The organism is Roseibium sp. AS2 (genome assembly GCF_038900065.1).
Lineage (GTDB): Bacteria > Pseudomonadota > Alphaproteobacteria > Rhizobiales > Stappiaceae > Roseibium.
On record NZ_JBBMQN010000008.1, the window covers coordinates 278,046 to 302,889 of the forward strand.

The window sequence follows — 24,844 nt, forward strand, 5'->3', positions numbered from 1 at the left end:
TCAGCCTCTTCAGCACAGGACGACTTCTCACATGCAACGGCAGCCGACAGCGGAAGAACGAAAACTCTATCCTCACCTCACCCAACGCGATGATTGGCCGCCGGAGGATTACTTTCCTGCCGAAGACATGACGAAGGTCGAGCGGACCGAGCTCAAGTCCTATTGGCAGGAACGCTGGCAGGATGCGGAGCAAGCTACCGAGCAGCACGTTGAAAGCAATGAGTTCCGGCATTGGTGGTCGAACCAACAAGCCGTGACCGAAGAGCCCAATCGCGCTCAACAAGAGCGTGAGGAAATCGCAGAGCGCATTATTTCCCGGTCATCCGGCCGCGATGCGCCGCACGTAGAAGAGCTGCAATATGAGACGCCGAGTGTTCGTGAACACGAGCTCCAAGCCCAGACGTTGAGACATGAACACGAGTTGGCGGTTACCCATCAGCGCCGAGAAAAAGAGCTTTACCAGCGGGCCACCAGCCAATGGTTTCGCACCAATGCGGAACAGGAGTTTTTGGAAGCTGCAAAATTCCAATCACCCGCTGCCTATGAATACGCCCAGGACATTGTCATCGCCGAAAGGATGGCCAAGCTTCGGGCTGAGGATCAAGAAAAACGGGTTGCTGCGTTGGAGCGTCAAATTCGTAAGAACGAACGCGACAACGAAAAGCGCGCCAATCGAGAACTGTTTCAGAAACTCGAAGCGCTCCGGAAACAGCGAGAGCTGGAAAGCGCGCCTGAGCGCGACCTGCCCCAACCTGGTCCCAATCACGATAGCTACAGCCGGGAAGAACTGGACACCGCGCAGGACCGCATGAATGCGGAATATGAATACCTGCGACCGGAAGAAGGCCCCCGCCAATTGGAGCAAGACCGGCTCTTTCTGGAAGAGCTGCGCGAGCGGGAAAAAGAGCAGGAACGCTGAGTTTTGGCGGGGTTGGAACATCTCCTCTTAACAGCGCACTTACATGTTGCCAAACGCGTACACGTTGGTCCCGTTCGGCAACATTGCCGCGTTCGAGGGTCTCTTGCAGAGCCCGTCGAACCCGGAAGCGCGGCATGGGGGTACCCCCTGCACCCCGGGCAGTGCCCGTTGGAATTGTCGTGCAAGGTCACTGGCGATGGATGACCAGTTTCATTGTCACGTCGACAACCTCTCCCGTCGCAAACGTGATGGCGGCGAACGGTCCGCTGTAGCGGCTGCCGCCTACATCTCGGGAACGGCGCTCTGGAATGAGCGCGAACAGAAAATTACCAACTTTGGCAACCGGCGTGATGTGGTGCACAGTGAAATTTTGGTGCCATCAGGCGCGCCGGCTTGGACGAAGGATCGCGAACAACTCTGGAACGCCGTTGACGCGAGCGCTAAGCGGATAGATGCCCGTTTGGCAAAAACGATCGTGAGTGCCCTATCACGGGACATTCCCCGCGACCAATGGATCAAGGTGGCACAAGAATTCGCGGCCCCCTTTGTTGCCAACGGCATGGTGGCGGATATCGCCATTCATGACGACGGCACAGGGCATAATCCCCATGTCCATGTCATTCTGACCATCAGGTCCCTGAAACCGAACGGTTTCGGTTCCAAGATCCCGAACGTGGATCATAAAGGCTTCGTCGATGCAGCCCGAAGGGGATGGGAGACGACCAGCAACAAATATCTGGCAGCCGCCGGGTCAAGCGTGCGCCTGGACAGGCGTAGCTACAAGACCCGCGGCATTCCAAAAGTACCGACCCAACATCGCGGGCCGGATCAGGCGGAACGCCGCCTGAAACGAGAGGCCGCCCGTGCCTATCATCAATCACAGGGGGAAATCATGGCGAAGGAACCAGACATCGGTGAGCCGTTGCACGAACCCAATCTTGATGAAGCTGCAGTCCGCCCTGATGAACACGCAGTTCACAGTGCTGAGCAGAACAACCAAGAAGCCTATCGGAAGCGCCAAGTTCATCGTGCCAATGAGGAAGCGCGCCTCGCCGCCCGAGCCGGTGATCGCTATGACGCCGCGGCCCGTGAAAGTGCAACAGCATCCGAGCGACCCTGGTATGAAGAAGCACGCCTGCGTGCCCGACGTGAGGCTGGTCTTGATAGGGATGAAGCGGAACCGTCTGAGCGGTCCTTCGAGCAAGAACTGGCGGACCGACATGCTGAATACGAGCAATCGGTTCTGCAACGGGCAACAGCTTTAAGCCCGACTGCCGAAGAGCGGGAACTCATGGCCATTGCCGAAAATGCCTCGCCTGAGATCAAAGCGCATATCGATACCATTGTCATGGAAGAGCGCATGCGTCGTATTCGGGATGAGGATGATGCCGAGCGCCTGGCCCGCTTTGAACAGCAGCTTGATCCATCCTTGCGTGACCAACTCAGTGCCTATGCTGCCGAGCGTAGGGAGAGGTCACGTGCATCCACCTCTCCTGAGCAGGACCATGACGAAGAAGAGCACGGCCACTAAGCAGAGAATTTCTGGTTGAAGCTGCTTCATCGCCTGTGAAGCACCCTCTCCTTTGATTTGGCGGGTTGCTGAACTCGCTTACCCATTTTCGTGAAAATCTATCATTGGTGCGATGTCGCTGGTCTGGGCATCGGTACCGCTCTCCTTGTCTGGCAGCTCCTGTGGCCGGAAACGGTCGGAAAATCGTCCGGTCCGGCCGTCCTGCAATGGCCTTCCGCCGCTGCGCGGTCTCCCGAGAAAACCATTGCACGCCGTCCTACTGGCCCGAACGCCTCGCTTTCCGACCGGCCACACGGAGTGGCCGCCAAACGAAACAGGAGAGCCACCAATGGCAACACAGACCAAAAACGACAAAGCACCGACCCATGAAGTTTTTCACGTCGTCGGGGAAGGCAACAAAGCCCGCTGGACCAAGATCGGCGTGGGTTGGGCGCATCAGGACAGCGACGGCATGAGCCTCGCGATCAACTACTCCCCGCTGGTGACTGGCCGTACTGTCATCCGCAAGGCGGGTCGCAAAGAGGAGGCGGGGCAATGAGCCCCCGCCTCTTGGCCGCCGGGCCGTTGGAAGACTCGGTGTATTACGCCCAGCCGTACAGCATCGAGGCGACGGGCTTCTATTTCTCCTCCTTGGAGGAATACGAAGCCAAGACCAAGGGTCATACCGACCGGTTCGGTATGCCTGTCGAAGAATACGAGTTGCAGTTCATCGACGGTGATAATCACCGCCTGTTCAACGCCCTTGGCATCAGTCAGGCCACCTTGGCGGTTTGGTTTGAAACCTTTGCCGAACTGGATGTCGATGACGACGACTATCTCAAGGCCGTCTATCTGGCTGAGAATGGCTATAACATCGATGAGATTCCAGACCGGATAGATGACGTATCCATCTATCGCGGCAGAGCCGTCGATTACGCCGAAGAGCTGATCACCGAGTGCTACGATATTCCGGTCAAATTGGAATACTACATCGACTACGAGGCCTTCGCCCGCGACATGGCCGTGAATGGCGATTTCAACGTTATGGAAACCGATCAGGGCGAGGTGCTGGTGTTCGGGCCGTAGCGGCCCCTCGTCCGCCCTCACGCGCTGGTGGACGAGCTATTCCAGTACAAGATGGTACCGTGTATAGCGCCTCTCACCCGTCCGGGAGAACGCGCCCATTTCTGTAAGCCCTTGCAGGTCACGCGTGGCTGTAGCCCGCGAAGCCTTGGTGATGCTGATGTAGTTTTCGGCGCTTAAGCCGCCTTTAAAGCCGTCGAGTCCTTCACGGAACATCCGTAAAATTGCTTTTCTTTGGCGTTCATTCAAGCGGGAACCGAACCGGTCAAAGAAATGAGCCTTGGCAATATAGAAGTTGATCCGGTTGACGGTATTTTCCTGTGCCTCAAGGATCATTTGACCGAAGTAAAGCAGCCACTCGGTGATATGGATGTCTCTACTACTGCTCTCCAACATATCGTAATAGAGCTTGCGGCCACGTTCAATCGTGTAGGACAGCAGGATCAAGCTGGGTTGCCCCAGACTTTGCGCCAACACCTTCTCGGAAATTGCCCGGCCTATCCGGCCATTGCCATCTTCAAACGGGTGAATACTCTCGAAATAGATGTGCGCAATGCCAGCGCGCGTCAGGGCCGGCAGCGGTTGTTTCCCTCCGGGGCTGGAAGCGGCGAACCAGATTAGAAAATCCTCCATCTGTGCCGGTATTTGTGATGATGGTGGTGCTTCATAATGGATCTTCTGGTTTCCGAAGGATCCGGAAACAACCTGCATCGGGTCAGCATGCGTGCGATAAGCGCCAATTGTTTCGATGCGCCGAGCATCGGCCATCACCATCTTGTGCCACGCAAACAGAGCCTCATGGGTCAGAGGTGCCCCAAAATCCCGATACAAACTGACCATCATTTCGGCGATACCGCGCTCACGCGGCGGGACATGATGCGTATCACCTGCAATACCAAATTGCTTACGGAGCGAGGATTGCAAGCTATCCCGGTTCAACATCTCGCCTTCGATCGCGGACGTTTTCAGGGCCTCGTCGCTAATAAGCTCGATGCGCAACTGGTCACGCTCATCGGGACTTATATGTCTGTAGGCACCGATAAACTCACCGGACCGCAGCAAAAATTGGCTTTCCAGCGGTGCAAGCACCGTTGCATCGTAGCTAAAGTTGGGCCATCCGGCGCGTTGCCAATTCCATTTCATGAGTTATAGACATCCTTTCTATAACTCAGAATCAAGGAAAATATGAGCCTTAGCAAGTTTTTCTATCGCTCATCACGTCAACTCAAGCCCGATTGCAGAACGTTCTGTGGCGCAAATGCCAGAGCCTGGCGAAGACAATCGATCAGGGTGTTGGTGTTCGGGCCGTAACTGCTCGAACCAAAGCATTTGTATCTACCCTGCACTTCTCGCTAAAATAGCAAAACGAACATCGGAGTCGCACCTATCGCTTGATGGAATGGATTAGCCAATTTTTCTCGAACCGCGAGATCGCCACAGCGATCTGGTTTGCGCTTATAGCGGTATACCTGCCTTTAAAGGTTGACTTGAAAGAGCCGTTGTTCGCGGCTCTGAAAGCCTTATTCCAGCCCAAACTATCCTTGCTGTTCGGCACATATGGCATTTGGATTTGGCTTGGTGCCTATCTGCTGTCCCTTGTTGGTCTATGGACCATTTTCGAGCTCAAGGGCACTATTCTTTGGTTTTTGTTTTCTGGAGCCGTGCTGCTTGGCCGCGCCATTCAGCATGACGGGGATGCTTCTTTCTTCGGCAATATCCTCCGCGACCAATTTAAGGTCCTGGCGGTTTTTGAATTTATCGTCGTCGCCTACTCATTTTCACTCTGGGCCGAGCTGCTGCTTGTTCCCATCGTGACACTACTGGCGATGGTTCAAGTTGTGTGCGAACGAGATGAAAAATTCGCCGCCGTAAAACGATTAGTCGAATGGATTTTGGTCGGCATTGTCGTCGTCGTGGTTTGGCATTTCATCACCACCACCATCGAGACCAAAGGCTCCTTATTCTCGTATCAAACCCTGCGGGAAGTGTCGTTGCCCGTTCTGCTCAGCATGTTTTCGCTACCAATCTATTACTTGATGCACTGCTACGCCCGTTGGGAAAATGCCGCCATACGAATTGGGTTGAAGACCTTTCAATCCGACGAACTGAAGACAGAGGCCAGAAGAGCGTTCTTTCGGAACTTCTTCCTACGACCGGTGCTATTGCTCCGGGCTGTTCGACAGTTTCAATCTTTGCCCGCCAAAACCAGCTCCGACCTCACAGACATCATTTCTGAAGTTCGAAAATATCAACGCCTGAAAAAATCTCCGCCAGATGTCGCCGCAGATAGAGGTTGGAGCCCATATAAAGCCGAGCTTTTCCTAGCGGAATTAGGCCTGAAAACTAACGACTATCACCGATCAGGCTTCGGTGAAGAATGGTTCGCTGAATCCCGTTACAAATTCCTCACCGACGGGTTTCCACGCCAAACGCTAGTTTACCGCATCCAAGGTGGCGAGAACGCAGCCGACGAACTCAAAATCAAAGCTAGTTTTCAGATAGATCCATTTCCGCAAACGGGACTGTCCAGCCTCAAGGAAGCAGCATTTGCTTTGGCCAGAAATGCGTTCAGTCTTGAAACGCTGCCGGAGCAAATTGAGTTAGCAATAGAAAGCGCTTCGACTGACGAACAATCACTTAGCCCATACGTGCTGTCGGTGGAAACACGGCGTTTTGAGGAAGCAAATATCCTCGACGTTGAATTTTCGATCCGCGTGCCAACTCAGAAAAGCCAATCTGAGTAGCTCCTCAGCCCCAAGCAATCACCAGTTCCCGATACTGAAAAAAACGCATCGTTTCGCGTTTGCCGAACTCCTCTTTCTGCGCGGCCTGCTCCCACGAAATGGCATAACCCAATGCAGCCAGTTTGGCAGTCAACGCCTGCGCAGCTTCTGTTTCCTTGAGGTCTACCGGCACTTTCTGAAACATCCGTATTTCTGTCTTGCCGAGGGACACCGCCCGTTCAATTTCACCGGCGATGGTTTCGGGGTTGAATAACTCGCGGGCATGGGTTTCGCGTGCTGTGTGAGAGAGCGAGTTGGCGCGGCGAGCATCCATCAACTTCATAAGTGCCCTCCTTTCTAGCCCAGATAGATTTTCGTAATCGCAATCCGGCTGTGTCCCAGTTCTTGAGACACAATCAACCGGGCTTGCCGGTCCAGCTCGCGTTGCGGTTTGGTCAGTTCCTTTAGTTGCGGGCCGCCCTGTTTCGGGCAGGCCCAGCCCGTCAAATCGGCATAACGGGTTTGAGCGTAGGCATGCCTGAGCCCGTGTACATTGGTGATGCCGTGTTTGAGTGCCTGATGCTCAAATGCCTTGCGGTGTTGGATATAGGTCCGCTCCGCCGGGATCATGGACTGCTTGCCGACGAGTTCCTTGGCGCGCGTCAGCAACGCGCGTTGCTGATCAGTGCGGATCGGAATTTCGCGTTCCCGTCCGCCTTTGGTCCACGAGCCTTGCAAGTGCAGCACATGGCCGCGATCGGCTTGTACCGGTCGCAGCTTAAGTGCTTCCTCAAGCCGGAGGCCGAAGGCCGCCATCAGGTCGATGGAAGTCTGCATGCGCGGATCGGGTAACGGCTCGTCTGCTTCTGGTTGCCAGGCGCGATTTGTCACGGTCTTTTCACGCGGCGCAATGCCGAGCGAGGCATTGTCGCGCGGTACTACCGAGGACTTGTTGACCTTCTCCGCCCACCAGCGGATCCAGCCGAGCCGGTTCTTCAGAGTGGCTTGGCTAAGCCCCTGCCCTTGCCAATGATCAACAAGGGCGGTGACATGTTTCGGCTTCAGGGAAGCCGCTTTAGGCACTCTGTAGCCGAGTTGGTATAGATCTCCCGCCATCGCCTGCAAGCCACGGAGCCGGTTCGCTTGGGTGGCATGGGAGCCATCCCGATTGCGCCGGCACAACTGACCCAAAGCATGGGCGAGATCATTCATATGGGTTCTTTCATTTGGTTAGTGTTGATGGCTACCGGTAGGCCGTAGCGCTACGCAGTCCACCGCAGAGGCGGCAAGAGCCGGATGTTTGTCTGAATTCCTTCGCGTCTGATCGTTGAATTTCAGGCACAAAAAAGACCCCGCAGGGTCTACAAAACATTGTGCCGCAATGGGCTGTACGCGCTGGGGCCGTGGGTCATACGCGTTACCTGGTGGCTGCTGAATCTAGAACAGCCAGTCAAACAGATTGACATGGCGATGTCTCCTTTCTGGTCAAAATGTCGGGAAGATTTTCAAGTGCGCACGGACTTATCCGAGGCTGGCAAAAACCTAGCATAAAATGCGTAAAATTGCAAGTAAAAGTTGTGTTGCGGTGGTGCGTGTTTTCGGCGGGCACGTAGGGGGCACGCGCCGTTTGGCGCTGTATCTGGCGCTCAGGTTCGGGTATACGCCGCAGTCACTACCGAGCACAATCCCGGTAGTGACTGCGGCTGGACCGCATGTTGGCCTTGCTGCCGGATTGACCAGCTCCGGCCAACGGGGACGCTGACCGCTCCCCTACCCTCGGCAATGGCCGATTGGCCATGCAAAATCCGTATCGGAATGATTTTGCGGATAGGGCTGACGCCCTTGCCTTGCGCTACCGGCTTAGCTCCGCCGCACGCCGGTGCGAAAGTCTGAGTGCCTGCGGCTAGTACATTATGCAGAAGTCGTTATTTTCCGTAGGTTCTTTAAGGCAACGTTCTTCAACGCGATCTAATACGGCATCCGCATTTTCCATACCTTTGCGCAACGCTCCAATTTCTCTATCTGAGTACTTGGCTTCGAGAGAATTGAGATCACCCACACCTAAAACTGCAAAAAACCAGGCGGCCTCTTCTTCGGAAATATGACATTCATCTATCGTTATATTTATTCTTTGTTCTTGACTGATCTTCGGCGAGCCCAATGTAAACATATAAGAAAATCCAATGCACTCCATATCAATTACTTCAGCAGAAGCAGCGCTCGAAATATTGAGCAAACTTATATTAAATAATAAAATATACTTATACATTAATCCCACCCCATTTTTTTAAGTGCATCATTTCTCTCTGCGTTTCTTCTTATAATATTTCTTTCATAACCACTTTCGTAGTTATTATTTGCAGCACGTTTTCTCGCGTTCTCCACCTCCTCATTAGATGCCTCAATTGCTCTTTCAACAATAGCTCCGACCGCAGGAGTCGTTGCCCTTGAGGCCAATTCACCGAATACAAATGCTGTCACTCTATCGATAGCCACCAACACATTATTTCTATTACTTCGGGAAACCAGAACCGCTCCCCTACCTATTTCACTAATATTTTTGAATGTTGTTGCCGGCCTGCCATCCGGCGAATTTCTAACCCCATTCTGAGCATCTGAGGACGGCGTAGTATTAGGAAGAAGCGCCAACCCTTCTTCTCGGGTAACGGATCTAAATCCGGAATCTGTCAGCACTAAATAACCTGTCTGCCTTCCCATATTCCAAAGCGTTTTTGCGGCCAGGCCTAGTGTCTCCCCCGTGCTAACGATGGCATTCAAACTGAGTGATTGATAGTTGCGGACAACATCATCTGGATTCTTTGGACGAAGGTCGATGACCTGGGCGCCCGGTAACTGACCAAACTTTGTTCTGCTGTTCGAATTAGGGTCGAAATTGACGGCCAAATCCAAGGTCCCATCGGGGTCGGTCAGCAGCTCAAAATCGTATTCGGTTACAGTTACACAGGGACCAGAGGAACAATCAAGATATTGGCTCTGCGTGATTGTCGGGCTATCGGGCACGGGATCAGCGGTGATTGTGGCCTTTCCGCTGTTGTCTTTGACAGTGAGGGTGCCGCCATTCAAAAGCAGGCTAGCGCCACTTCCATTGAACACGCTGTCAGCATGCTCTTGGAGTTGCGAGGAGTTTATTGCTCCTTCATCTTTCAGACGCTCAACAAACTCGTCGATCGTAATCTCTTCACTCTCGGGAAACTTATCCCGGATGATGTCAAGGGCACCAGCAGCGTAGGTTTCCACGGAATCGCGGTCAGTATTGTCGTAAGTATGCGTCGCTATATAAGCTGCTAGGTCAGTTGCGAGCCCCAGAGATAAGTCATCTTGGTATTTTTTTGCCGCTTCGTTCAATTCGCCGGAGCTTTTAAGCCGATCAGCATCCGCGTCGACACTCAGGTTGAGCTTCCCTGAAATAGAACCGATAACAATGCCAGACTTAAACTCTACCCCGTCATCGCCGGAGATCGACCAGGTGGCACTACCACCGTCTGTTTTGATTATGTCGGATTGAACCGATACAAAGCCGCCGGTCGTAATCAAATTCGTCCCAGCATTGAGGATACCTTCAATAGGCAAGACATTGGATGAGTTGATGACTAGAATTGATGGATCAAACAGGATCGTTCCGTTGTTACCGTTCGGAGCGACTAGATCTGTGCTGATATTGTCAAAATAAACGGTCTCACGACCTGAAACCTCAACGAAACCTCCATTACCAGCTTGGGCACCGCCTCGTGCTGCAATATGCCCATCGAAAACTGTCTCGCCGTCAGACCAGTTGACCACCTTACCGCCATCACCGTTTGTGGTCGCTGAAGCATCGAGGGTGCTTTCGCTGTCAACGACCAGCGACTTGGCTGTGGGGATCGGAATATCTTCCAGCTTGATGCCGTATTTTGTTACTTTTTGGGGATCGGGGTTGCCGCCCAGGTAATCACCACCCACCAGAATGGTACCGCCACCGGCATCTCCTCTGGCTGTTATATTGGCGCGCTGTAGTTCAATCATTTCTCCGGTAATATGGACGTTGCCACCTGTTTCTCTTGACGATACGCCATCTGCTTTAAGTGAGCCGGAAACACGCACCTTTTGATTGGGGGCATGTGCTGTTTTGGTCGCAGCGGTTTGGGCGCCGAGGATGATTTTCCCGTTACGGGTGCCCACGCTGTTGGCTTCAATCACCCCGTCATTGTTGATGACGCGATCCACTACACGCCGAGCGGTGGCGGCGGTCAGGGCTACCGTGCCTCCATCAGAATGAAGTTTGCCTTGGTTATCAACCAGGGTATCGAGCCGCTGGCCGGTTGCCACGTCCACCACCTCGGATGCAATGTCATCATCCACTTTCAGTTTGATGAGATCGTCACCGTACATGTCGAGTGTGAAGCCGTTACCCGCGGCTAGGCCGATAGAGCCAAGGCGGGCGGAAATTACCCCACTGTTGCGAACGCCGGGTGCTACGAACGCGGCAATGCCAGTGTCCCGGACTGTGATAGTGCCCTCGTTGACGATCGAGGCATCAGGCTTGCCGGGAATGTTGAAATGAAACCGGCCATTCATGAAATCGGAGTTGGCGATATCGTTGGTGGTTGCAACCAGCCCACCGACATCAATTTGAGCGCCTTTGCCAAACAGAATGCCATCCGGGTTCACCAACATCACCGTACCGTTTGCGGTTAGCGTACCGAGAATTTCAGACGGATTGCCGCCAGTGACCCGGTTGAGGGTGATTGAGTTGACATCGGGTTGCTTGAACTCCGTCCATTCGTTTTTGCCAATGTCAAAGCGGTTCCAATTTATAATCGCTTTGCTGCTGGACTGGACAATCTCGGTTTTGGTGGCAGAGGGGCGATTAACCGATGCAGAACCAGCAATGACCTTCTCACCATTAGGACCGGCAAGCGCAAGTTGGCTAAATAGCAAGCCAGACGACAAGGCTGTTGTTGCCCAGAGGATGCGGGGAAGATTTGGAAATCGAAGAGCCATCAACTTCTCCCTCAGTACGTCGCTGACAGGTTGAAAAACACCTGCCAGTCATTGTCGCCGACCGATCCACTTAGTCGATGCGCGGTTTCAAGTGAGGCAGCCAGCATATCGTTCCAACCAACACGGACCCCTGCCCCAATACTGCTGGCTTCGGCGTGGCTGGGAGATCCAGTTGCCGGTGCGAGTTGCCAGACCGCGCCGTAGTCGGTGAAGGTATAAAGCTGGGTCTGGCTTAGTGGATTGTTGGGGATCGGGAGATCGTATCGTAATTCAGCGCTGAGTTTGACGCAGTGATCTCCCGCCAGAACTGATGGTTCAAAGGCACGGCCATAGGTACCTCCGCCATAGGTACATTCTTCGGATGATAATAGAGGCGTACCCGCATATTGACCGTACATCCGTGCAACTGCGGAAAAACCGGCAGGCAGCGATTGAAACCGGGCAAGCGTGCCCTCGACTTTGGTGAAATCAACTCGGCCAGCGCTCCGCGAGGCATTGGGATTGTTGTTCGAGGTGCTACCGAGCCCATCGATACCTTGGCTAAAAGTGGCGACCAGTTGGGTTACACCTTTTAAGTTATCGTACTGGTCGAAACTCGCGGTTGCCCTAATACCCCGCAAACGGTCTTCGGTCAGGCGAGAGCCAAGGCTATCGTTGGTTACCTGTGTCGCGAAGAGCAACGCGGAGAGAGCAAGGTTTTGTTCCCGGCTACGAATAACCGGATAGCTTAGCTCCCCGGTAATAGAGGCGCTGTCACTTTCAAATGCTAATGCTTGGAGGGTATCGGTGCCCGGTTCGCCGGTATTGAAACTTGCGGTGACGGAGCCCTTCAGGCCTTCGCTGTTAAACACATGGGACAACCGGCCATAAAAATACTGCAGTTCCTGAACCTGATATGACCCTGCATAGATAAGTTCGAGGGACTCGTGCTGGTTGAAGAGGTTTCCAGCAGAGCCATACACCGTGTACTGGTAGGGTCCCCGTCCTTCAGTGCCGCGGTTGTCGGTGCTAACGCTGGCTGCAAACGGTTTTTCTTTGACCGTGACCACCAAGGTGGAGGCGCCTGTATTGGTCTTAGACGGCTCCAGCGTCGAAGAAAACTCCAACCCAGGCAGATCCCCGGCAAGTAACAGGTAGCGTTCCAGTGTCTTGATATGGAGCGGACGTTGGGCCGTGATCTTGTCGGCGTAGGCCGTGAAATAATCTCGATATTTGGCAACCTCTTCTGGCCAGCGTACATTATCGACATAGCCTTCGATTATCTGGAGGCGAATGACGGCGTCATCTGGCACAAGCTCTTGCGGGGGAACAATCACCCGAGACAAGACATAACCATCTTGCCGGTATCGCACCGTGAGCGTCGCCGCCAAATCATAGATCTGTTGGACTGTGCTTTGACCAACGAGTTGGCCTGTCATTCCAGCCAGTTCATCAGCTGAATAGACGGTACTGCCTTCTACCTGAATAGCGCGAATATTAATTGTGATTGTTGCCGCACCACTGGGCGCTTCGGTGCTTTCTAATCGAATACCCTCGCCCCTTGGTCGGGAAAGCAGTCTGGTCTGGGGAACGAAACGCCGCCCAATCTGACCGGCGTCCTCAACGGCGGGAACCACCTGCGCATATACACTTCCGCAAATAAGAATTGCCGTCACACATGCGATGACGGCTAACGCAAATACCCTGAAATACATTAGAACGTGTCTGCCCCCAGCCACGAGAAATTAACTAATTGTTAATTAATGACTAATGCATCCCAAACTCGAGGTGTCAATATCACAACGTGTCCATCCTTAACGCAACAACCTTTTCTTGATGGAGTGGAAGTTCTTGCTGCGCAGTTTTTCGTCTATCTAGGGAGGCCGAGGGGCGCTGCCCCTTCTCTCCCCAAAAGGAAAATAACCACCGGCCGAGGCTCCGCGCTGCGCTTGTGCGCCCGCACCATCCGGCGTGATTTTCCTTTTCCCCTCCCATCCCCGCGTTCGCCACGTGGCAAGGGTGCATGCGCACCCCTCCTTTGAGGGAAAGCGTGTTGGCAGCCGCAGGCGCGGTTGCCGCATTGATGAACCTGTTGAGGAGAAAACCCATGAAACTTGATTACATTGACCTGACCAATCTGAAACCCTCCCCGCTCAATGTGCGGAAGCACGGCGGTGACTACGTTACCGACCTGCTGCCCAGCATCCGTAGCTTGGGGCTGTTGCAGCCCTTGCTGGTGCGACCCGAGGGTGACGGCTTTGAAATCGTCGCGGGACAGCGGCGATTTACCGCCTGTCAGGCGCTCGTGGCCGAAGGCTGCGACCTTGGGCCGTTGCCTTGCCTGATAATGGCCGAGGGTGATGATGCCGCTGCCATTGAGGCCTCGCTGGCGGAGAACATCGCCCGCCTGCCCATGGACGAAATCGACCAGTACGAGGCTTTTGCCGCCATGTTGAAGCAAGGCCGTGCGTGTGAGGACATCGCCGCCCACTTCGGTGTGACCGAACGTCTGGTGAAACAGCGGCTGGCCGTTGCCAACCTGTACCCGCCGATTTTAAACGCCTATCGCCGCGATGAAATTGCCCCTGCGACGTTGCGCATCCTGACCATGGCCACCATGCGCCAGCAAAAGGCATGGTGGAAATTGCACAAGGCCGAGGACGGCTGGGCACCGACCGGAGTTCAGCTCAAAAGCTGGCTCTTCGGCGGGGCGCACGTGCCAACCAGCAATGCCCGGTTCGACCTGGCCGACTATCCCGGTACGATTGTCACCGACCTGTTTGATGACGCCAGCTACTTCGCGGAGTGCGACACCTTCTGGGAACTGCAAAACCAAGCCATCTCTGCGCTGGTAGAGCGCTACCGTACCGAGGGATGGACCAATGTGGTGCTGCATGAAGTTGGAGCCTATTGGTGCAGTTGGGAATACCAGTCCGTTGGCAAAGATGACGGGGGCGCGATTCACATCACCTGCACCGCCGATGGTGAGGTGCAAATCCATGAGGGCTTCCTCACCCGCAAGGAAGCGCAGCGGCACGAGCGCCAGCCCGAAGGCAGCAAGTCAACCCCACAAGCCGAACTGACCCGACCGCTGCAAAACTATCTCGACCTGCACCGCCATGCAGCCGTGCGGACCACCATGCTGCAACACCCCAGCGCCGCGCTGCGGTTGATGGTGGCCCATGCCATCGCGGGATCTTCGCTCTGGCAGGTCAAGCCCGACCCGCAACGGGCGGAAAACAAAGCCATCGCCGACAGTCTGGCGGAATGTTCTGCCGAGACGACGTTTCAGGCGGAACGGGAGGCAATCGCTGAACTGTTGGGACGTGACCCCGCTGAGACGATTGTTCGTGAGACCACCTACGGTGTCGGCGCTGGCGAAGACTTACTCACCATCTTCAAACACCTGTTGGAACTCAACGACGAAACCGTCATGCGCATCCTGACCTTCGTCATGGCTGAGACCATGGTGGTGAGCGGGGCCTTGATTGACGAGTTGGGCCAGTTCTTCGCGGTCGATATGCGGTCGCATTGGGCACCCGATGAGGCGTTCTTCACCCTGTTGCGGAACAAGTCTGCCCTAAACGCCATGGTGGCCGAACTGGCAGGAACAGAAGTGGCCAAGAGCCACCTCACCTCAACTGCCAAGGTGCAGAAGAGCATCCTGCGGGATTGCCTAAACGGAACACGACCGGCAAAGGTCGAGAACTGGCAACCGCAGTATATGCAGTTCCCCATGGCAATGTATGGGCAAGCCGCCGAGAAAATTTCGTCGCCAGCAGCCAAAGCGGCGTAGTGCGCAAAACAAATCGGGCAGCAAAAGCTGCCCGATCTATTACCTCGCTAAAGAGAGTCGCTGACCTAATAACTCACCAATTTTGGGCTACTAAATAATTTTAGAGTCACCTTAGAGCGCGGCGTAATAAGATAAAAAAATAGGCGACTAAATCGAAAAGCGCACTTTTAGTGGCGGGGCGCAAATCACGCCCAGAATTCCATAGAATACATCCACGAATAACAAAATCATAAGGCGCTTCTGACACTTAAAACAACTGCCTGCTCTTAGCAGCGTAGAGCACTGAGTGCTAGCGGAAAATTCAGATACCAATGCTCACATGAAGTCATATTCTCTTTATTTTACAATGTATTATCCGAGAGCCACTTCCTGAAAAAAGTCACAAAATGAAATACAGCATTTGACATTCGGCTTCCGCTGAATAGAGTCCACCTGCTTCGTAACCGGCTAGTGAAAACTGTCGACTTAGTCGACTTCTAGCAACGACCACAACCCAATCAATTCTAGGAGTGGCCCTATGGTTCGTTTTCCGATTTCATTCTCGCTTGAACAACTTCAGTCTATTGCTCCAAATTTTAAAATGCTTTCACTAAGGTATTCGAATAGATATTCAATGAATACCTAGAAGAATCTAACATCGATCTGTTGTAATCGGCGCGATAAATGCGCCTCCCATGCAACAGATATTAGATATGCCATGCCTTCATTCCGAAGCGTGGCTTTTTTTATGAAGAAAGGAGGAAAGAGTTGGAAGTAACACGGGCATAAAGAAGCCCGCCGCTGGAAGGCGACGGGCTCTTTATCTCCCCTAATCCGAAAACTCCGCAGGGCCGAGCTTTGCACGGCGGAGGCCATGCGGTTCATCTAGGAAGAGAACCTTGAAAAATACGCCTAAACAAACAGGCCAATACGTGGCTCTTGCCTTCGTAATTTGGCACTTGCTTATAAAAGCGACAGAACTGCAAACTGGTTTTCAAATTGAGGTGTGCGTCTGCACAACTCCACCTTTGGATCCAGTAAGCGAACTTCTGATCTGGGCACATTTTGTAACGGTTTTCACCGATACATGGCCCAAATCTAAACGGTGACATCCAGATGCACCTGAATATTGCCCGGACTTCGGTTCGGGCAGTATTCGAATACACTATACTTTTTACAGCACGCCGCATTTCTTGGCAATATATTATGACATCAACAGTCAAGTTTACTGCCCGAGTGGTTAAAATTCGCCAAATAGACGGAACCATAGATAAGATGGCATTGTCAACAAACCGCTACTGCAGCATCGGTACGCCGTTTTTTATTTCCGTTACGTCCACCAAAACCTATGATGCAGGGCGATAAACGCCTTTGTTTTCGTTGATTATGCGCTCCAGCTTTTCCCGCAGCGCCTCATTCGGGGCAATCGTCAGGTACACTTCGTCCGGTCGGCTCGGTGCATTAATGTAGCCACGGCGCTTTTTATTGATTTTCCGGTAAACACGATACCCATTCCCTTCGCGCCTTACCTTAATAGGCATCCCCTCGCACTCGACGCGGTAAGGGGCGGTTTCGAAGAAAAACTTAGGCCCCATAATCCAACCACCGCTGAACTGAAGAAACTGAAAGTCCCCCTTCTCCGCACAATCGTATGCCGGTTTGCCAACCGCAATATGCCGAAATTCGGCATTGTGATTAGTCGCCAACACCCGACCATGGGGCCCCTGTGACAGCGTTAAATGCTCTTTCGGCACCATCACGCTGGAAACTCTTCTGACTGGAGGTTTCTTGCCGAAAATCTCAGGAAGCTCGAACCCGAGAATGACAAGTCCCTGAACCATCACCGCGATGAAGAGCACAGGAAACAGGAAAAACATCATCATCGCCGATTACTCCGATTGTGACACCGTGAGATGGTCAACGCTGCCGCTGAAAAATGCCGCGACCGATGCGGATGCGGCCAGGATCAATCACGTTGATCTGCCACTCTTGCGACGTGCCGACCAACATTGGCTGCGCCCGGTTTTTGGTGAAGAGAATGCTCAAGCTCGTCCCCGCTGTGCCGATCGACCATGTTCCGGCGGAGTCGCTTTCCACGATGCGTTGAATTTCGTGGGCATAGCCGATGTTGACGCGCTCTTCTGTAAAGTGGTCCTCGTCAAACGTCACGGTGGTCCGAACCCGCTCGTGTTGCCGGTTGGTCGACATCGCGACCCATGTCCCGAGCAGAAACTTTTTTGAAAGCCCTGCATTCGTTTCTTGCGCAATTGCCATGTTCGGCACCAGCAAGAGCGCGATAGCAATGACGGCATGTGAAAATTTCATCCTGTCCTCCAGAACATGCTGATGAAAAACGCTGCGCGCACACTTGTCGCAGCAGGCGGTTGGATCAGTTGCAGGACTGCTTGAATTGGCGCGGATTGCGCATCAAACGGCGGACCGTCACCGTGTACTGGGGCAACGCCTGACTAAGTGTCAGGGCCGGAAGGCCCCATGGCTGATGCACAGGCGGTGCAGATTCCTTGAACGAAGTGTCCGCCCATTTGTCGCGCACAATGATCGCTGCCGGACGAGCCTTCGGTGAAGAGAAGTAGAGACCTGTAAGCTCCAGCGAACCTCGCCGTTTGCCGTTGTTAGCATTGAACCGCTGTACGAGGCTGAAGCTAACGGCCTCATTACCCCAAGTAGCCGTGACAGAACGAGTCACAACGGCAATCTTGGCAGCCTCGTATCGAACGAACGGCCCCGCCACACCATGATGTACGGCCTCTCCGTTGACGGTGACGCTGCCCAGACAGAACTTCGGATGATCAACCAGCTCCTGCCACGCGTCTATCGTGGTTTCAAGCGTGTTTGGGTTCCGGCCAGTCTGTTCGGCGTAGCCATCCTCAAACGCCTTGAAAAAGGCCTTCAGGTTCTTCTCAGTGAAGGCCACAGACTGGGCTAGCACGCCTTTCCCACCAAGTATAAATGCAAATACAAAGAGAAATACGACTGTGATAGATTGGCGTTGTTTGTTCATCGCAACACTCGTTCGAGTTTGTTGCTTGCAACATTATTGATAATTCTGGACACAATTAGATTTTTTATGGATATGAACTTGTTAAATGTAGCGATATCGGTTAGTGAATGGCGTTCTCAGCGGTCAACGTGCTGCCAGCGTTGGCTTTTCACCCTTGCAACAGAATTATCAATAGTGGTGCGTCGGCAACCAGGCCGATCGCAGGCGATCTGTCATGGGTAATATGCAATCGGCCTCATCCATGAGGCTGTACGATGAGCGCAACCAGCGCCTCTATATCAATGCTGCAGAACGGGCACGCTTTATCAAAGCCGCGGAACGCGCCGCCCCAGAAATCAGTACTTTCGGCCTCACCCTTCTCTATACCGGTTGCCGGATATCCGAAGCTCTCGAATTAACCGCAGCAGCTGTGCAGATAGAAGCAGGTTCAGTTTCCATCCGTTGCTTGAAGAAGCGCCGGAAACATATCATGCGAGAGGTGCCCATCCCTTCGGCTCTCGCGGACTTGCTAGACGCAGTTCACGGCATCCGAGCAAGCCAGCAGCGTCTGACCGCTGAGGCAGTACCGCTTTGGCGGCATGGGGGGCAGCCAGTCAATCGCTCGACAGCTTATCGCTGGATCAAGGATCTAATGCGCGACGCCGGCATCAGAGGCATTCATGCCAGCCCCAAGGGTCTACGGCATGGATACGGCATCCACGCTATCCGCAGCGGCGTCCCCCTCAACATGCTGTGCAAATGGATGGGCCATGCGTCGATCAGCACGACAGCCATTTACACCAACGCACTCGGGCCGGATGAACAAGAAATAGCTGCGCGGATGTGGGACTGACCATTTCGCTTAGAACCCGCTGTTACATGGCTGTTACATGGGTTTTCGATTTAACGAGAAAGACTGTAAGTTATTGAAAATAATGGTGCCGCTGGACAGAATTGAACTGTCGACCTCCTCATTACCAACGCCAAACATGCATACAAAAACACTTTCAGCGATTTAATATAACTATTTGTTTTTACTGCGTATATTACGCACCCAAGTAAATTAATACTTGTCTTTTATATGCTATTTTCGCATAATATTTGTTACATGAGTGTTACATGGAATGCCGAAACTATATTTAGACAATACATTTATTAGAAACGCCAAGTGCCCCACAAATAAAGATCAAGAACTCTACTGGGATTACCCGAAAGGGCTAGACGGCAAAATCTACCAAGGGGCCCAAACTGGGCTTGGTTTGCGTGTCACGTCCAACGGCATCAAATCCTTCGTTCATACCTATCGCTTCAATGGCAAACGACGGCGGGTCGTCGTTGGTAATACGTCCAACATGAACCTTGGTTCCGCTCGACTGTTGGTGCATCAGCGAGAAGTCCAGGTCGGTAAAGGCGAAGATCCAGATGCCGACAAAGTCGATTATCATGCCAAGCACACCCTGCTCGTCAGCGATCTCATTGAGCAATACTGGAGTGAGCATATCTCCACCAAATCGGCCAAATATCAGAGCCAGTTCTGGTGCTTCATCGGGTATGCGATGAAGCCCAAATGTGCGTCCGACACCAAGCAGGGTAAGAACAAGGTCCGTAACTACGTCGACTTTGGCGCCAAGCACGGCAATCGACCAGTCGAAGACATCAAACCGACCGACGTCAAAACTTTTCTTGATCAGTTCAAAGTGGCAGGCACCTGGAACACCGCCTACCGGCATCTAAAGGCGATGTTCAATTGGGCCATCCGCATGCAGGTAGTGGACATGCGCAACCCCTGCTCCGCCCTCCGGCAACAAACGGCGTTGCGGCAGCGTCGGGACTACTCACCGGAGCAAATCAAAGCGATTGCGGACTACATCTTTACGCCGGTGATTGAACCTACAACATCGACCGAAGGACTGGTTGGGAAGGACAAACGCATGGTCTCCCTCGCCAATGGCCGGACGACTGTGCAGAATGCCCAGATGGTCGAGCTCTGCAACTTCATGGGCATCCTGTTCTTGACCATGGCGCGGCCCACAGAGCTCACGCACGCCAAATTCGAGCATTTCGACTTGGAGCGGCTTATCTGGCACAAGCACAACACCAAGGGCATCAAACTCTCTCGTGCCGCCTCTGAATACGCCTACCGGTCCGTTCCTATCCATCCGAAGGTCGCCGACTTGGTGCGGCAGCAACGATCACGCTGGCCGGAGGCGGAATTGGTGTTTCCATCGCATGCCGACCCTGCCCTGCCCCGTGACAACTTCCGCAAGCCGCTGGTGCGGTTCAAAGAGTTGGAAGGCGTGCCGTCATATTTTCAATTGTATGATCTTAAGCGCATCGCCATCTCACTCATGCTGGTAGGTCAAGGGGTGCGGCGGGAAGACGTCAGCCACTACGTGGATCACAAGGGGAACCTTGAAACCACCATGATTTATGATCTGGGATTTGTGGATCCGCTGCGCCCTGTTACCGACCGGTTAGGACAACTCCTGGGTGTTTAAAACTTGACTTACGCACGTATATATTGTAAATAATCACAATGCGACCGAGGTGGGTCGCGTTTTGTTTTAACGTCCCTTTTGGGGCGTTTTTTTGTGTCTAAATTTCAAGGAAAGTGAGGAATATGGAAGCATTACCAGCCATCGTGCTGAGCACAGAGGCATTGGAAGAAATGCTGGAACGCGTCGGACGGCGGGCCGCGGAGTTAGTCGTTGCGCAGCTCAATGCCGACTTAAGAGAAGATCCGCAAGACCGGCAGGTCAAACTGCTGCGGTGCTATCTGGCTGATCGGAGGTCGATTGAAGATCCGCGAGCCATGTGGGCCAACAGTCATCACATCCGGCGGATTGAGGTCGGGTCGAATGGCAAACCCAAGTCCATGACCTGGCTGCATCGGTTCAAGCAGGAATCCGGGTTGATTGATTGTGTGTCCCGGCCCAGTCCAACTCATGGTCGGCTGCGGGAATGGACCTTTGAAGACATCGCCAATGCCTGGGAACGCTACTACATGCTGAAATGGTAGGGGAAAGCCTTCCCCTGCCTGCAACCCGCGGGGCGGTTTTACGTCACCCCTTCTCTCGGGATTATCGCCTAGACATGGTAGACCCTGTCAGAAAATCTGCCAGTTCTGACTTTACAGCACTGAAACGCGGATACCGACAGCAAACACCTATGCGACCTTCAACTGGCTGCAGTGACTACAGTTGCTGTGGCCCGTTTTTGTTTAGATGATGTTTCTTCTTTGCAAACAAGAACGTAAGTGTTTGCACAATTTAGAGGGGAGATATTTAGTTGCCTAATAGGAAAAATTGAATAATGTTTTTGAAAGGTGCATTGCTGGAGGGCACATTCTGATGACTGCCAAGGACGCCGCTGAGAGCGACTATATGTTTGAGTTTTTAGACTGCGAGTATAGAGAACTTAACAACAACCTCAGAGAATGCTGGAAGTACATTTCTGAGTTACTAAAGACGTTCCTGTATCTTCAGATTGTTTTAATATCACTTATATTTTTGGGTGGCGGCGTCATAAAGGTTGAAAAGGTCGTGGTGACCAGTAAATACGAAACGAAGTCGAATTTTGAAAAGGGAAACTACATTTCCAACTCTGATCATTCAAAAAACACAACTCTGTCACCAATGAATTTTCTGGAATCAGTAAGGTGGGTTCCTATAGCCGCACTTATTTTCCTTGGTCTTGGCAGTTCAGGCGGAGCGTACTTACAAAACGCAAGGCTATTTAGCAATGCAACCAAGCTGGTTCGTAGGGCGGCCTATCTTGAAGAGTTAGCTAACTTCCCTGAGGATAATCGAGATACCGTCCACGGAAATGCAACACTTCCATCAGGGCGGCTGCTCTACAAAGAGCTATACTCCGACGACAAAGGAATGAACCTAAAGCCAATGCTTTCTGGTACGTACATAATATTTGGAATAGTGTGGATTTTCTACATAATAGGTTTTATTTTATACTATATATCGATCAACAATTAGTGACTTTGTCGTGCAAAACACTTATACTCAAGTGTGCGTAAAATCTGCTTGAACTTCTCTCAAAACGGCGCATATTTTCAGTGAGCCGTTTTGGCCACAGGCAGAAATGGGCGAGATCAAACTGTGACCAATGACCAACAAATATAATTAACTATTCATGCTCACTTTAACGGAAATACTACTAGCGACGTCAATTTCAGTTGGCCTGATTTTCCTAGGGTATCAAGTATACTTCCTTCCTCAGAAAAAGCCGATAAAGAATGTCGCCGTTGGGCGGGTGAGCTTTTTGGATACGAAAATACCTTTCCGTCCCGGTTGGGTCTGGGTCTATTCGGTAGCTTACTATCCGTTCATAATTTCTCCTATTCTTGCCATCTCCAGTATGACAGAATTCTATTTGGTGTGCTTTAGCTATTACTTGCTCCTATTCTTGCATGTATTTATTTCATATATTGTACCGGTAAGAACACCCGCGGAATGGCGCAATTACGAAGTAAAAAGCGCAGCCTCAAGACTGCTGAATTTTGTACAAAGCATCGATAAGGGGGGAAACTGTTTTCCCTCAATGCATGTGGCTGTCGCATTTCTTGCCGGCTGGCATTGGTTTTACTTTTGTTACCCGGAACTGAGCTGGACGACTTACGCGGTCTGGAGTGTGCCAGCCATAATTTCTATTAGCACGCTATATACAAAACAACATTTCGTTGCAGACATTATCCCTGGGGCCATTCTTGGGACAATTGCCTTTTTGATCTATAAATTTGTAATGTATGAGCATCTCTTGGATTTTGCGGTGAATTTACATTATTGGTCGCTTTAATCCGTCTTGTTTTTCAACAATGGCTGATCTGGAAGCACTCATCCCCGATCGATCAACGCACGCTGTCTAGGTGCCGTCGGAAGATCGCTTCCCTCCAAGTCTGCATCGATTCAAACAGGAATCCGGGTTGGTGGACTGTGTGTCCCAGCCCAGTCCAACTCATGGCCGGCTGCGGGAATGGACCTTTGAAGACATCGCCAATGCCTGGGAACGCTACTACATGCTGAAATGGTAGGGGAAAGCCTTCCCCTGACTGCAACCCGCAGAGCGGTTTTCGGTCACCTCTTCTCTCGGGGTTATCGTTTGGGCGACTACTCGGAACACGCGCCTTCAGTCGGTATCCCGCTGGCGCTGGAAAAAAGCATCGTAGTCACGGCCACCGGCAAAGATGTTGGTGATCCAGACCGTCTCACCCTCAATCACGTAAAGAATGACAGCACTGTCTTCGAACGGCACCAGCCGGATACCAAAGCTCAGATCATTGCGCTCCGGATATCCGTGCGGAACATCTCCGATGTTTTCGCATTTTCTGAAAATACGGTCGGTGTACCGCTTGGCGGTAACCGCATCGCGGCTCGCCTCAAGCACATACTCAAAAATAGCTTCAAGGTCTTCCACCGCGGTTTCGCGGTACTCGACGGCAAATCGTTTCATGGATCAGTTAGACGCCGTGTTTGTCGTACAGCGCTTCCAACCGTTTGCTGACTTGCTTACCGGTCAGGTTGGGACGCGGGTCGTTCAAGGAATGCTGGATTCGGGCGCGGATCGCATCCATCCGCTCTTCATGCTCTTTTTCCTGCCGCATCCACAGGCGCATTGCCTCGCGCAACACCTCGCTCGTGGATGAAAAATTCCCCGCAGCCACCTGGGCTTTAATTGCCTCCAACATGTTCGGGGGCAGCGTGATGCTGATTTTCTCGGCCATACCTCGTTCCTTCTTTGTTCTTATGAAGAGTAGGATAAAATCCTACCTGACACAAGAGGAATAACGTGCAACGGGCCTCCACACATAAAGCGCCAATGTAGCCCCTTCCCCCGCTTAGCCTGGTTGTTGGTCGTTAAGCCTTGCGATGTTGGCTTGAAAATTTCATCGGACAAATCGTCCAATTGGTCAATTTTCTTCTGCCATAGTCAGTGACATGGCCAGTTCAAACTGTCCGAACTCTTCGGGATCGGCAATCCGGGCAGGTCAAACTGCTGCGGTGCCATTTGGCCAATCAGAATTCCGTTTAGAAAAGACAGATTTACGTTCAAATCAATGCGTGAATCCTGCATAGTGAAGCATGAATTCAAATTATATACGATCACAGATTTCCCAACTCGAAAAGAAAGCTGCCGGTTACCAAACCCAAAAAGTGCGGCATGAAGAGACAGCAAATAAAGCTGCAAGTTCTGCAAACTCAAAAATGTCGCAAGCAGCCAAATCCCGTTCCGAAAATTCGCGAAATACCTATCTGCAGGCGGCCGAGAGAGAAGCTAAAAAGTGCTCCGACGAAAGCAAAAAAGCTGCCGCGCTTGCTAAGAAATTGGCAGACGTAAATAAGCAGATAGCAGACAAACAAAAGGCTCTGGAAAGTGCTTTGAGGCAGGAAAGAGCCAAGGAAGATAGGGACTTGAAATCCCGTCAGAGGCAAGAGGATCGTCTGGCTGAAAAGAGACGCAGAAAAGAGCTCGACCATGCTCGTGAGGTTGCCAGGATAAGTAGACCGGAAGTAAGGCATATAATCATTGAACCGCCAAAGCCAGAAATACTTCGGGTATTATATTTGACTGCCAGTCCGGAAGAAGGCGCCCCCCTGCGTGTAGATGCAGAAGTAAACAATGTTCTTCGTCAAATAAGAGGATCGAAGTTCCGCGATCAGATTGAACTTCTGGCTGTGCCGGCAGCAACACCAATAGACCTGATTAACGGCATCAATGACCATCGGCCGCATGTTATCCACTTCTCAGGACACGGTAATAAGGGAGGTAATCATCCCCAAAAACCACTGGGTTGAAAATTGGACTTCTCCGGCCTTTGATACGCTTGGAGAACGAGATGAAG

Annotated in this window: 22 protein-coding genes; 11 read left to right on the forward strand and 11 right to left on the reverse strand. The window is 52.4% G+C overall.

Features of this window, described 5'->3' with window-relative positions; translation table 11 throughout:
* Window positions 1-31 precede the first annotated feature (31 nt).
* From WNZ15_RS22375 to WNZ15_RS22390, 4 genes are all read left to right on the forward strand, one after another.
* Window positions 32-919, forward strand: a complete 888-nt coding sequence (locus WNZ15_RS22375) for a hypothetical protein (protein WP_342895240.1) — start codon at window positions 32-34, stop codon at window positions 917-919.
* A 196-nt stretch (window positions 920-1,115) separates the two neighbouring features.
* Entirely contained in the window at window positions 1,116-2,450 is a 1,335-nt protein-coding gene (locus tag WNZ15_RS22380) for a MobA/MobL family protein (protein WP_342895241.1), read from the forward strand.
* A 328-nt stretch (window positions 2,451-2,778) separates the two neighbouring features.
* Window positions 2,779-2,988: a hypothetical protein gene (locus WNZ15_RS22385; RefSeq protein ID WP_342895242.1), complete on the forward strand. Its 210-nt coding sequence runs from the start codon at window positions 2,779-2,781 to the stop codon at window positions 2,986-2,988.
* Window positions 2,985-3,515, forward strand: coding sequence for an antirestriction protein ArdA (locus WNZ15_RS22390; protein WP_342895243.1), 531 nt, complete (start codon window positions 2,985-2,987; stop codon window positions 3,513-3,515). The genes WNZ15_RS22385 and WNZ15_RS22390 overlap by 4 nt, the downstream gene beginning before the upstream one ends.
* A 36-nt stretch (window positions 3,516-3,551) precedes the next feature.
* On the opposite strand, the gene WNZ15_RS22395 is transcribed toward WNZ15_RS22390, so the two are convergent.
* Complete coding sequence (locus WNZ15_RS22395) at window positions 3,552-4,655, reverse strand: Fic family protein (protein WP_342895244.1); 1,104 nt, start codon at window positions 4,653-4,655, stop codon at window positions 3,552-3,554.
* A gap of 248 nt (window positions 4,656-4,903) precedes the next feature.
* Between WNZ15_RS22395 and WNZ15_RS22400 the strand changes: the two genes are divergently transcribed.
* Window positions 4,904-6,256, forward strand: coding sequence for a hypothetical protein (locus WNZ15_RS22400; protein ID WP_342895245.1), 1,353 nt, complete (start codon window positions 4,904-4,906; stop codon window positions 6,254-6,256).
* Between the two features lie 4 nt (window positions 6,257-6,260).
* Here WNZ15_RS22400 and WNZ15_RS22405 read toward each other — a convergent pair whose 3' ends face one another.
* The 5 genes from WNZ15_RS22405 to WNZ15_RS22425 form a co-directional block, all read right to left on the reverse strand.
* The gene (locus WNZ15_RS22405; RefSeq protein ID WP_342895246.1) at window positions 6,261-6,578 is read right to left on the reverse strand and encodes a hypothetical protein; all 318 of its coding nucleotides are present in this window, start codon (window positions 6,576-6,578) and stop codon (window positions 6,261-6,263) included.
* A gap of 14 nt (window positions 6,579-6,592) precedes the next feature.
* Window positions 6,593-7,447 (reverse strand): phage integrase N-terminal domain-containing protein, encoded by an 855-nt coding sequence (locus WNZ15_RS22410; RefSeq protein ID WP_342895247.1) that lies wholly within the window; start codon window positions 7,445-7,447, stop codon window positions 6,593-6,595.
* A 691-nt stretch (window positions 7,448-8,138) separates the two neighbouring features.
* Window positions 8,139-8,504 (reverse strand): hypothetical protein, encoded by a 366-nt coding sequence (locus tag WNZ15_RS22415; RefSeq protein ID WP_342895248.1) that lies wholly within the window; start codon window positions 8,502-8,504, stop codon window positions 8,139-8,141.
* Window positions 8,504-11,236, reverse strand: coding sequence for a filamentous hemagglutinin N-terminal domain-containing protein (locus WNZ15_RS22420; protein WP_342895249.1), 2,733 nt, complete (start codon window positions 11,234-11,236; stop codon window positions 8,504-8,506). Before WNZ15_RS22420 ends, WNZ15_RS22415 begins: the two co-directional genes overlap by 1 nt.
* Before the next feature lie 11 nt (window positions 11,237-11,247).
* Complete coding sequence (locus tag WNZ15_RS22425) at window positions 11,248-12,930, reverse strand: ShlB/FhaC/HecB family hemolysin secretion/activation protein (protein ID WP_342895250.1); 1,683 nt, start codon at window positions 12,928-12,930, stop codon at window positions 11,248-11,250.
* Between the two features lie 392 nt (window positions 12,931-13,322).
* Here WNZ15_RS22425 and WNZ15_RS22430 point away from each other — a divergent pair, with 392 nt between their 5' ends.
* On the forward strand, window positions 13,323-15,011 hold the full coding sequence (locus WNZ15_RS22430; RefSeq protein ID WP_342895251.1) for a ParB/RepB/Spo0J family partition protein: 1,689 nt from the start codon (window positions 13,323-13,325) through the stop codon (window positions 15,009-15,011).
* 1,325 nt (window positions 15,012-16,336) lie between these two features.
* On the opposite strand, the gene WNZ15_RS22435 is transcribed toward WNZ15_RS22430, so the two are convergent.
* From WNZ15_RS22435 to WNZ15_RS22445, 3 genes are all read right to left on the reverse strand, one after another.
* Window positions 16,337-16,873, reverse strand: a complete 537-nt coding sequence (locus tag WNZ15_RS22435) for a hypothetical protein (protein ID WP_342895252.1) — start codon at window positions 16,871-16,873, stop codon at window positions 16,337-16,339.
* A gap of 34 nt (window positions 16,874-16,907) precedes the next feature.
* Window positions 16,908-17,315, reverse strand: a complete 408-nt coding sequence (locus WNZ15_RS22440) for a hypothetical protein (protein ID WP_342895253.1) — start codon at window positions 17,313-17,315, stop codon at window positions 16,908-16,910.
* 64 nt (window positions 17,316-17,379) lie between these two features.
* Complete coding sequence (locus tag WNZ15_RS22445; protein ID WP_342895254.1) at window positions 17,380-18,012, reverse strand: hypothetical protein; 633 nt, start codon at window positions 18,010-18,012, stop codon at window positions 17,380-17,382.
* A gap of 214 nt (window positions 18,013-18,226) precedes the next feature.
* On the opposite strand from WNZ15_RS22445, the gene WNZ15_RS22450 reads away from it, so the two are divergent.
* The 4 genes from WNZ15_RS22450 (at window position 18,227) to WNZ15_RS22465 (ending at window position 21,980) form a co-directional block, all read left to right on the forward strand.
* Window positions 18,227-18,844, forward strand: a complete 618-nt coding sequence (locus WNZ15_RS22450; protein ID WP_342895255.1) for a site-specific integrase — start codon at window positions 18,227-18,229, stop codon at window positions 18,842-18,844.
* 271 nt (window positions 18,845-19,115) lie between these two features.
* Window positions 19,116-20,489 (forward strand): integrase family protein, encoded by a 1,374-nt coding sequence (locus WNZ15_RS22455; RefSeq protein WP_342895256.1) that lies wholly within the window; start codon window positions 19,116-19,118, stop codon window positions 20,487-20,489.
* Between the two features lie 122 nt (window positions 20,490-20,611).
* Window positions 20,612-21,010 (forward strand): hypothetical protein, encoded by a 399-nt coding sequence (locus WNZ15_RS22460; protein WP_342895257.1) that lies wholly within the window; start codon window positions 20,612-20,614, stop codon window positions 21,008-21,010.
* Window positions 21,011-21,341: 331 nt separating this feature from the next.
* Window positions 21,342-21,980, forward strand: a complete 639-nt coding sequence (locus WNZ15_RS22465) for a hypothetical protein (RefSeq protein WP_342895258.1) — start codon at window positions 21,342-21,344, stop codon at window positions 21,978-21,980.
* A 1,150-nt stretch (window positions 21,981-23,130) separates the two neighbouring features.
* On the opposite strand, the gene WNZ15_RS22470 is transcribed toward WNZ15_RS22465, so the two are convergent.
* Both WNZ15_RS22470 and WNZ15_RS22475 read right to left on the reverse strand, forming a co-directional pair.
* Window positions 23,131-23,454, reverse strand: coding sequence for a type II toxin-antitoxin system RelE/ParE family toxin (locus WNZ15_RS22470; protein ID WP_342895259.1), 324 nt, complete (start codon window positions 23,452-23,454; stop codon window positions 23,131-23,133).
* A 7-nt stretch (window positions 23,455-23,461) separates the two neighbouring features.
* Window positions 23,462-23,725, reverse strand: coding sequence for a type II toxin-antitoxin system ParD family antitoxin (locus WNZ15_RS22475; protein WP_342895260.1), 264 nt, complete (start codon window positions 23,723-23,725; stop codon window positions 23,462-23,464).
* Window positions 23,726-24,083: 358 nt separating this feature from the next.
* Here WNZ15_RS22475 and WNZ15_RS22480 point away from each other — a divergent pair, with 358 nt between their 5' ends.
* Complete coding sequence (locus tag WNZ15_RS22480) at window positions 24,084-24,797, forward strand: hypothetical protein (RefSeq protein WP_342895261.1); 714 nt, start codon at window positions 24,084-24,086, stop codon at window positions 24,795-24,797.
* The last annotated feature ends 47 nt before the right edge of the window (window positions 24,798-24,844 follow it).

Bases quoted from the DNA above. Each gene is read 5' to 3' on its own strand.
- WNZ15_RS22375 (WP_342895240.1), top strand. From the start codon at position 32: ATGCAACGGCAGCCGACAGCGGAAGAACGAAAACTCTATCCTCACCTC.
- WNZ15_RS22380 (WP_342895241.1), top strand. From the start codon at position 1,116: ATGGATGACCAGTTTCATTGTCACGTCGACAACCTCTCCCGTCGCAAA.
- WNZ15_RS22385 (WP_342895242.1), top strand. From the start codon at position 2,779: ATGGCAACACAGACCAAAAACGACAAAGCACCGACCCATGAAGTTTTT.
- WNZ15_RS22390 (WP_342895243.1), top strand. From the start codon at position 2,985: ATGAGCCCCCGCCTCTTGGCCGCCGGGCCGTTGGAAGACTCGGTGTAT.
- WNZ15_RS22395 (WP_342895244.1), bottom strand. From the start codon at position 4,655: ATGAAATGGAATTGGCAACGCGCCGGATGGCCCAACTTTAGCTACGAT.
- WNZ15_RS22405 (WP_342895246.1), bottom strand. From the start codon at position 6,578: ATGAAGTTGATGGATGCTCGCCGCGCCAACTCGCTCTCTCACACAGCA.
- WNZ15_RS22410 (WP_342895247.1), bottom strand. From the start codon at position 7,447: ATGAATGATCTCGCCCATGCTTTGGGTCAGTTGTGCCGGCGCAATCGG.
- WNZ15_RS22415 (WP_342895248.1), bottom strand. From the start codon at position 8,504: ATGTATAAGTATATTTTATTATTTAATATAAGTTTGCTCAATATTTCG.
- WNZ15_RS22420 (WP_342895249.1), bottom strand. From the start codon at position 11,236: ATGGCTCTTCGATTTCCAAATCTTCCCCGCATCCTCTGGGCAACAACA.
- WNZ15_RS22425 (WP_342895250.1), bottom strand. From the start codon at position 12,930: ATGTATTTCAGGGTATTTGCGTTAGCCGTCATCGCATGTGTGACGGCA.
- WNZ15_RS22430 (WP_342895251.1), top strand. From the start codon at position 13,323: ATGAAACTTGATTACATTGACCTGACCAATCTGAAACCCTCCCCGCTC.
- WNZ15_RS22435 (WP_342895252.1), bottom strand. From the start codon at position 16,873: ATGATGATGTTTTTCCTGTTTCCTGTGCTCTTCATCGCGGTGATGGTT.
- WNZ15_RS22440 (WP_342895253.1), bottom strand. From the start codon at position 17,315: ATGAAATTTTCACATGCCGTCATTGCTATCGCGCTCTTGCTGGTGCCG.
- WNZ15_RS22445 (WP_342895254.1), bottom strand. From the start codon at position 18,012: ATGAACAAACAACGCCAATCTATCACAGTCGTATTTCTCTTTGTATTT.
- WNZ15_RS22450 (WP_342895255.1), top strand. From the start codon at position 18,227: ATGGGTAATATGCAATCGGCCTCATCCATGAGGCTGTACGATGAGCGC.
- WNZ15_RS22455 (WP_342895256.1), top strand. From the start codon at position 19,116: ATGCCGAAACTATATTTAGACAATACATTTATTAGAAACGCCAAGTGC.
- WNZ15_RS22460 (WP_342895257.1), top strand. From the start codon at position 20,612: ATGGAAGCATTACCAGCCATCGTGCTGAGCACAGAGGCATTGGAAGAA.
- WNZ15_RS22465 (WP_342895258.1), top strand. From the start codon at position 21,342: ATGACTGCCAAGGACGCCGCTGAGAGCGACTATATGTTTGAGTTTTTA.
- WNZ15_RS22470 (WP_342895259.1), bottom strand. From the start codon at position 23,454: ATGAAACGATTTGCCGTCGAGTACCGCGAAACCGCGGTGGAAGACCTT.
- WNZ15_RS22475 (WP_342895260.1), bottom strand. From the start codon at position 23,725: ATGGCCGAGAAAATCAGCATCACGCTGCCCCCGAACATGTTGGAGGCA.
- WNZ15_RS22480 (WP_342895261.1), top strand. From the start codon at position 24,084: ATGAATTCAAATTATATACGATCACAGATTTCCCAACTCGAAAAGAAA.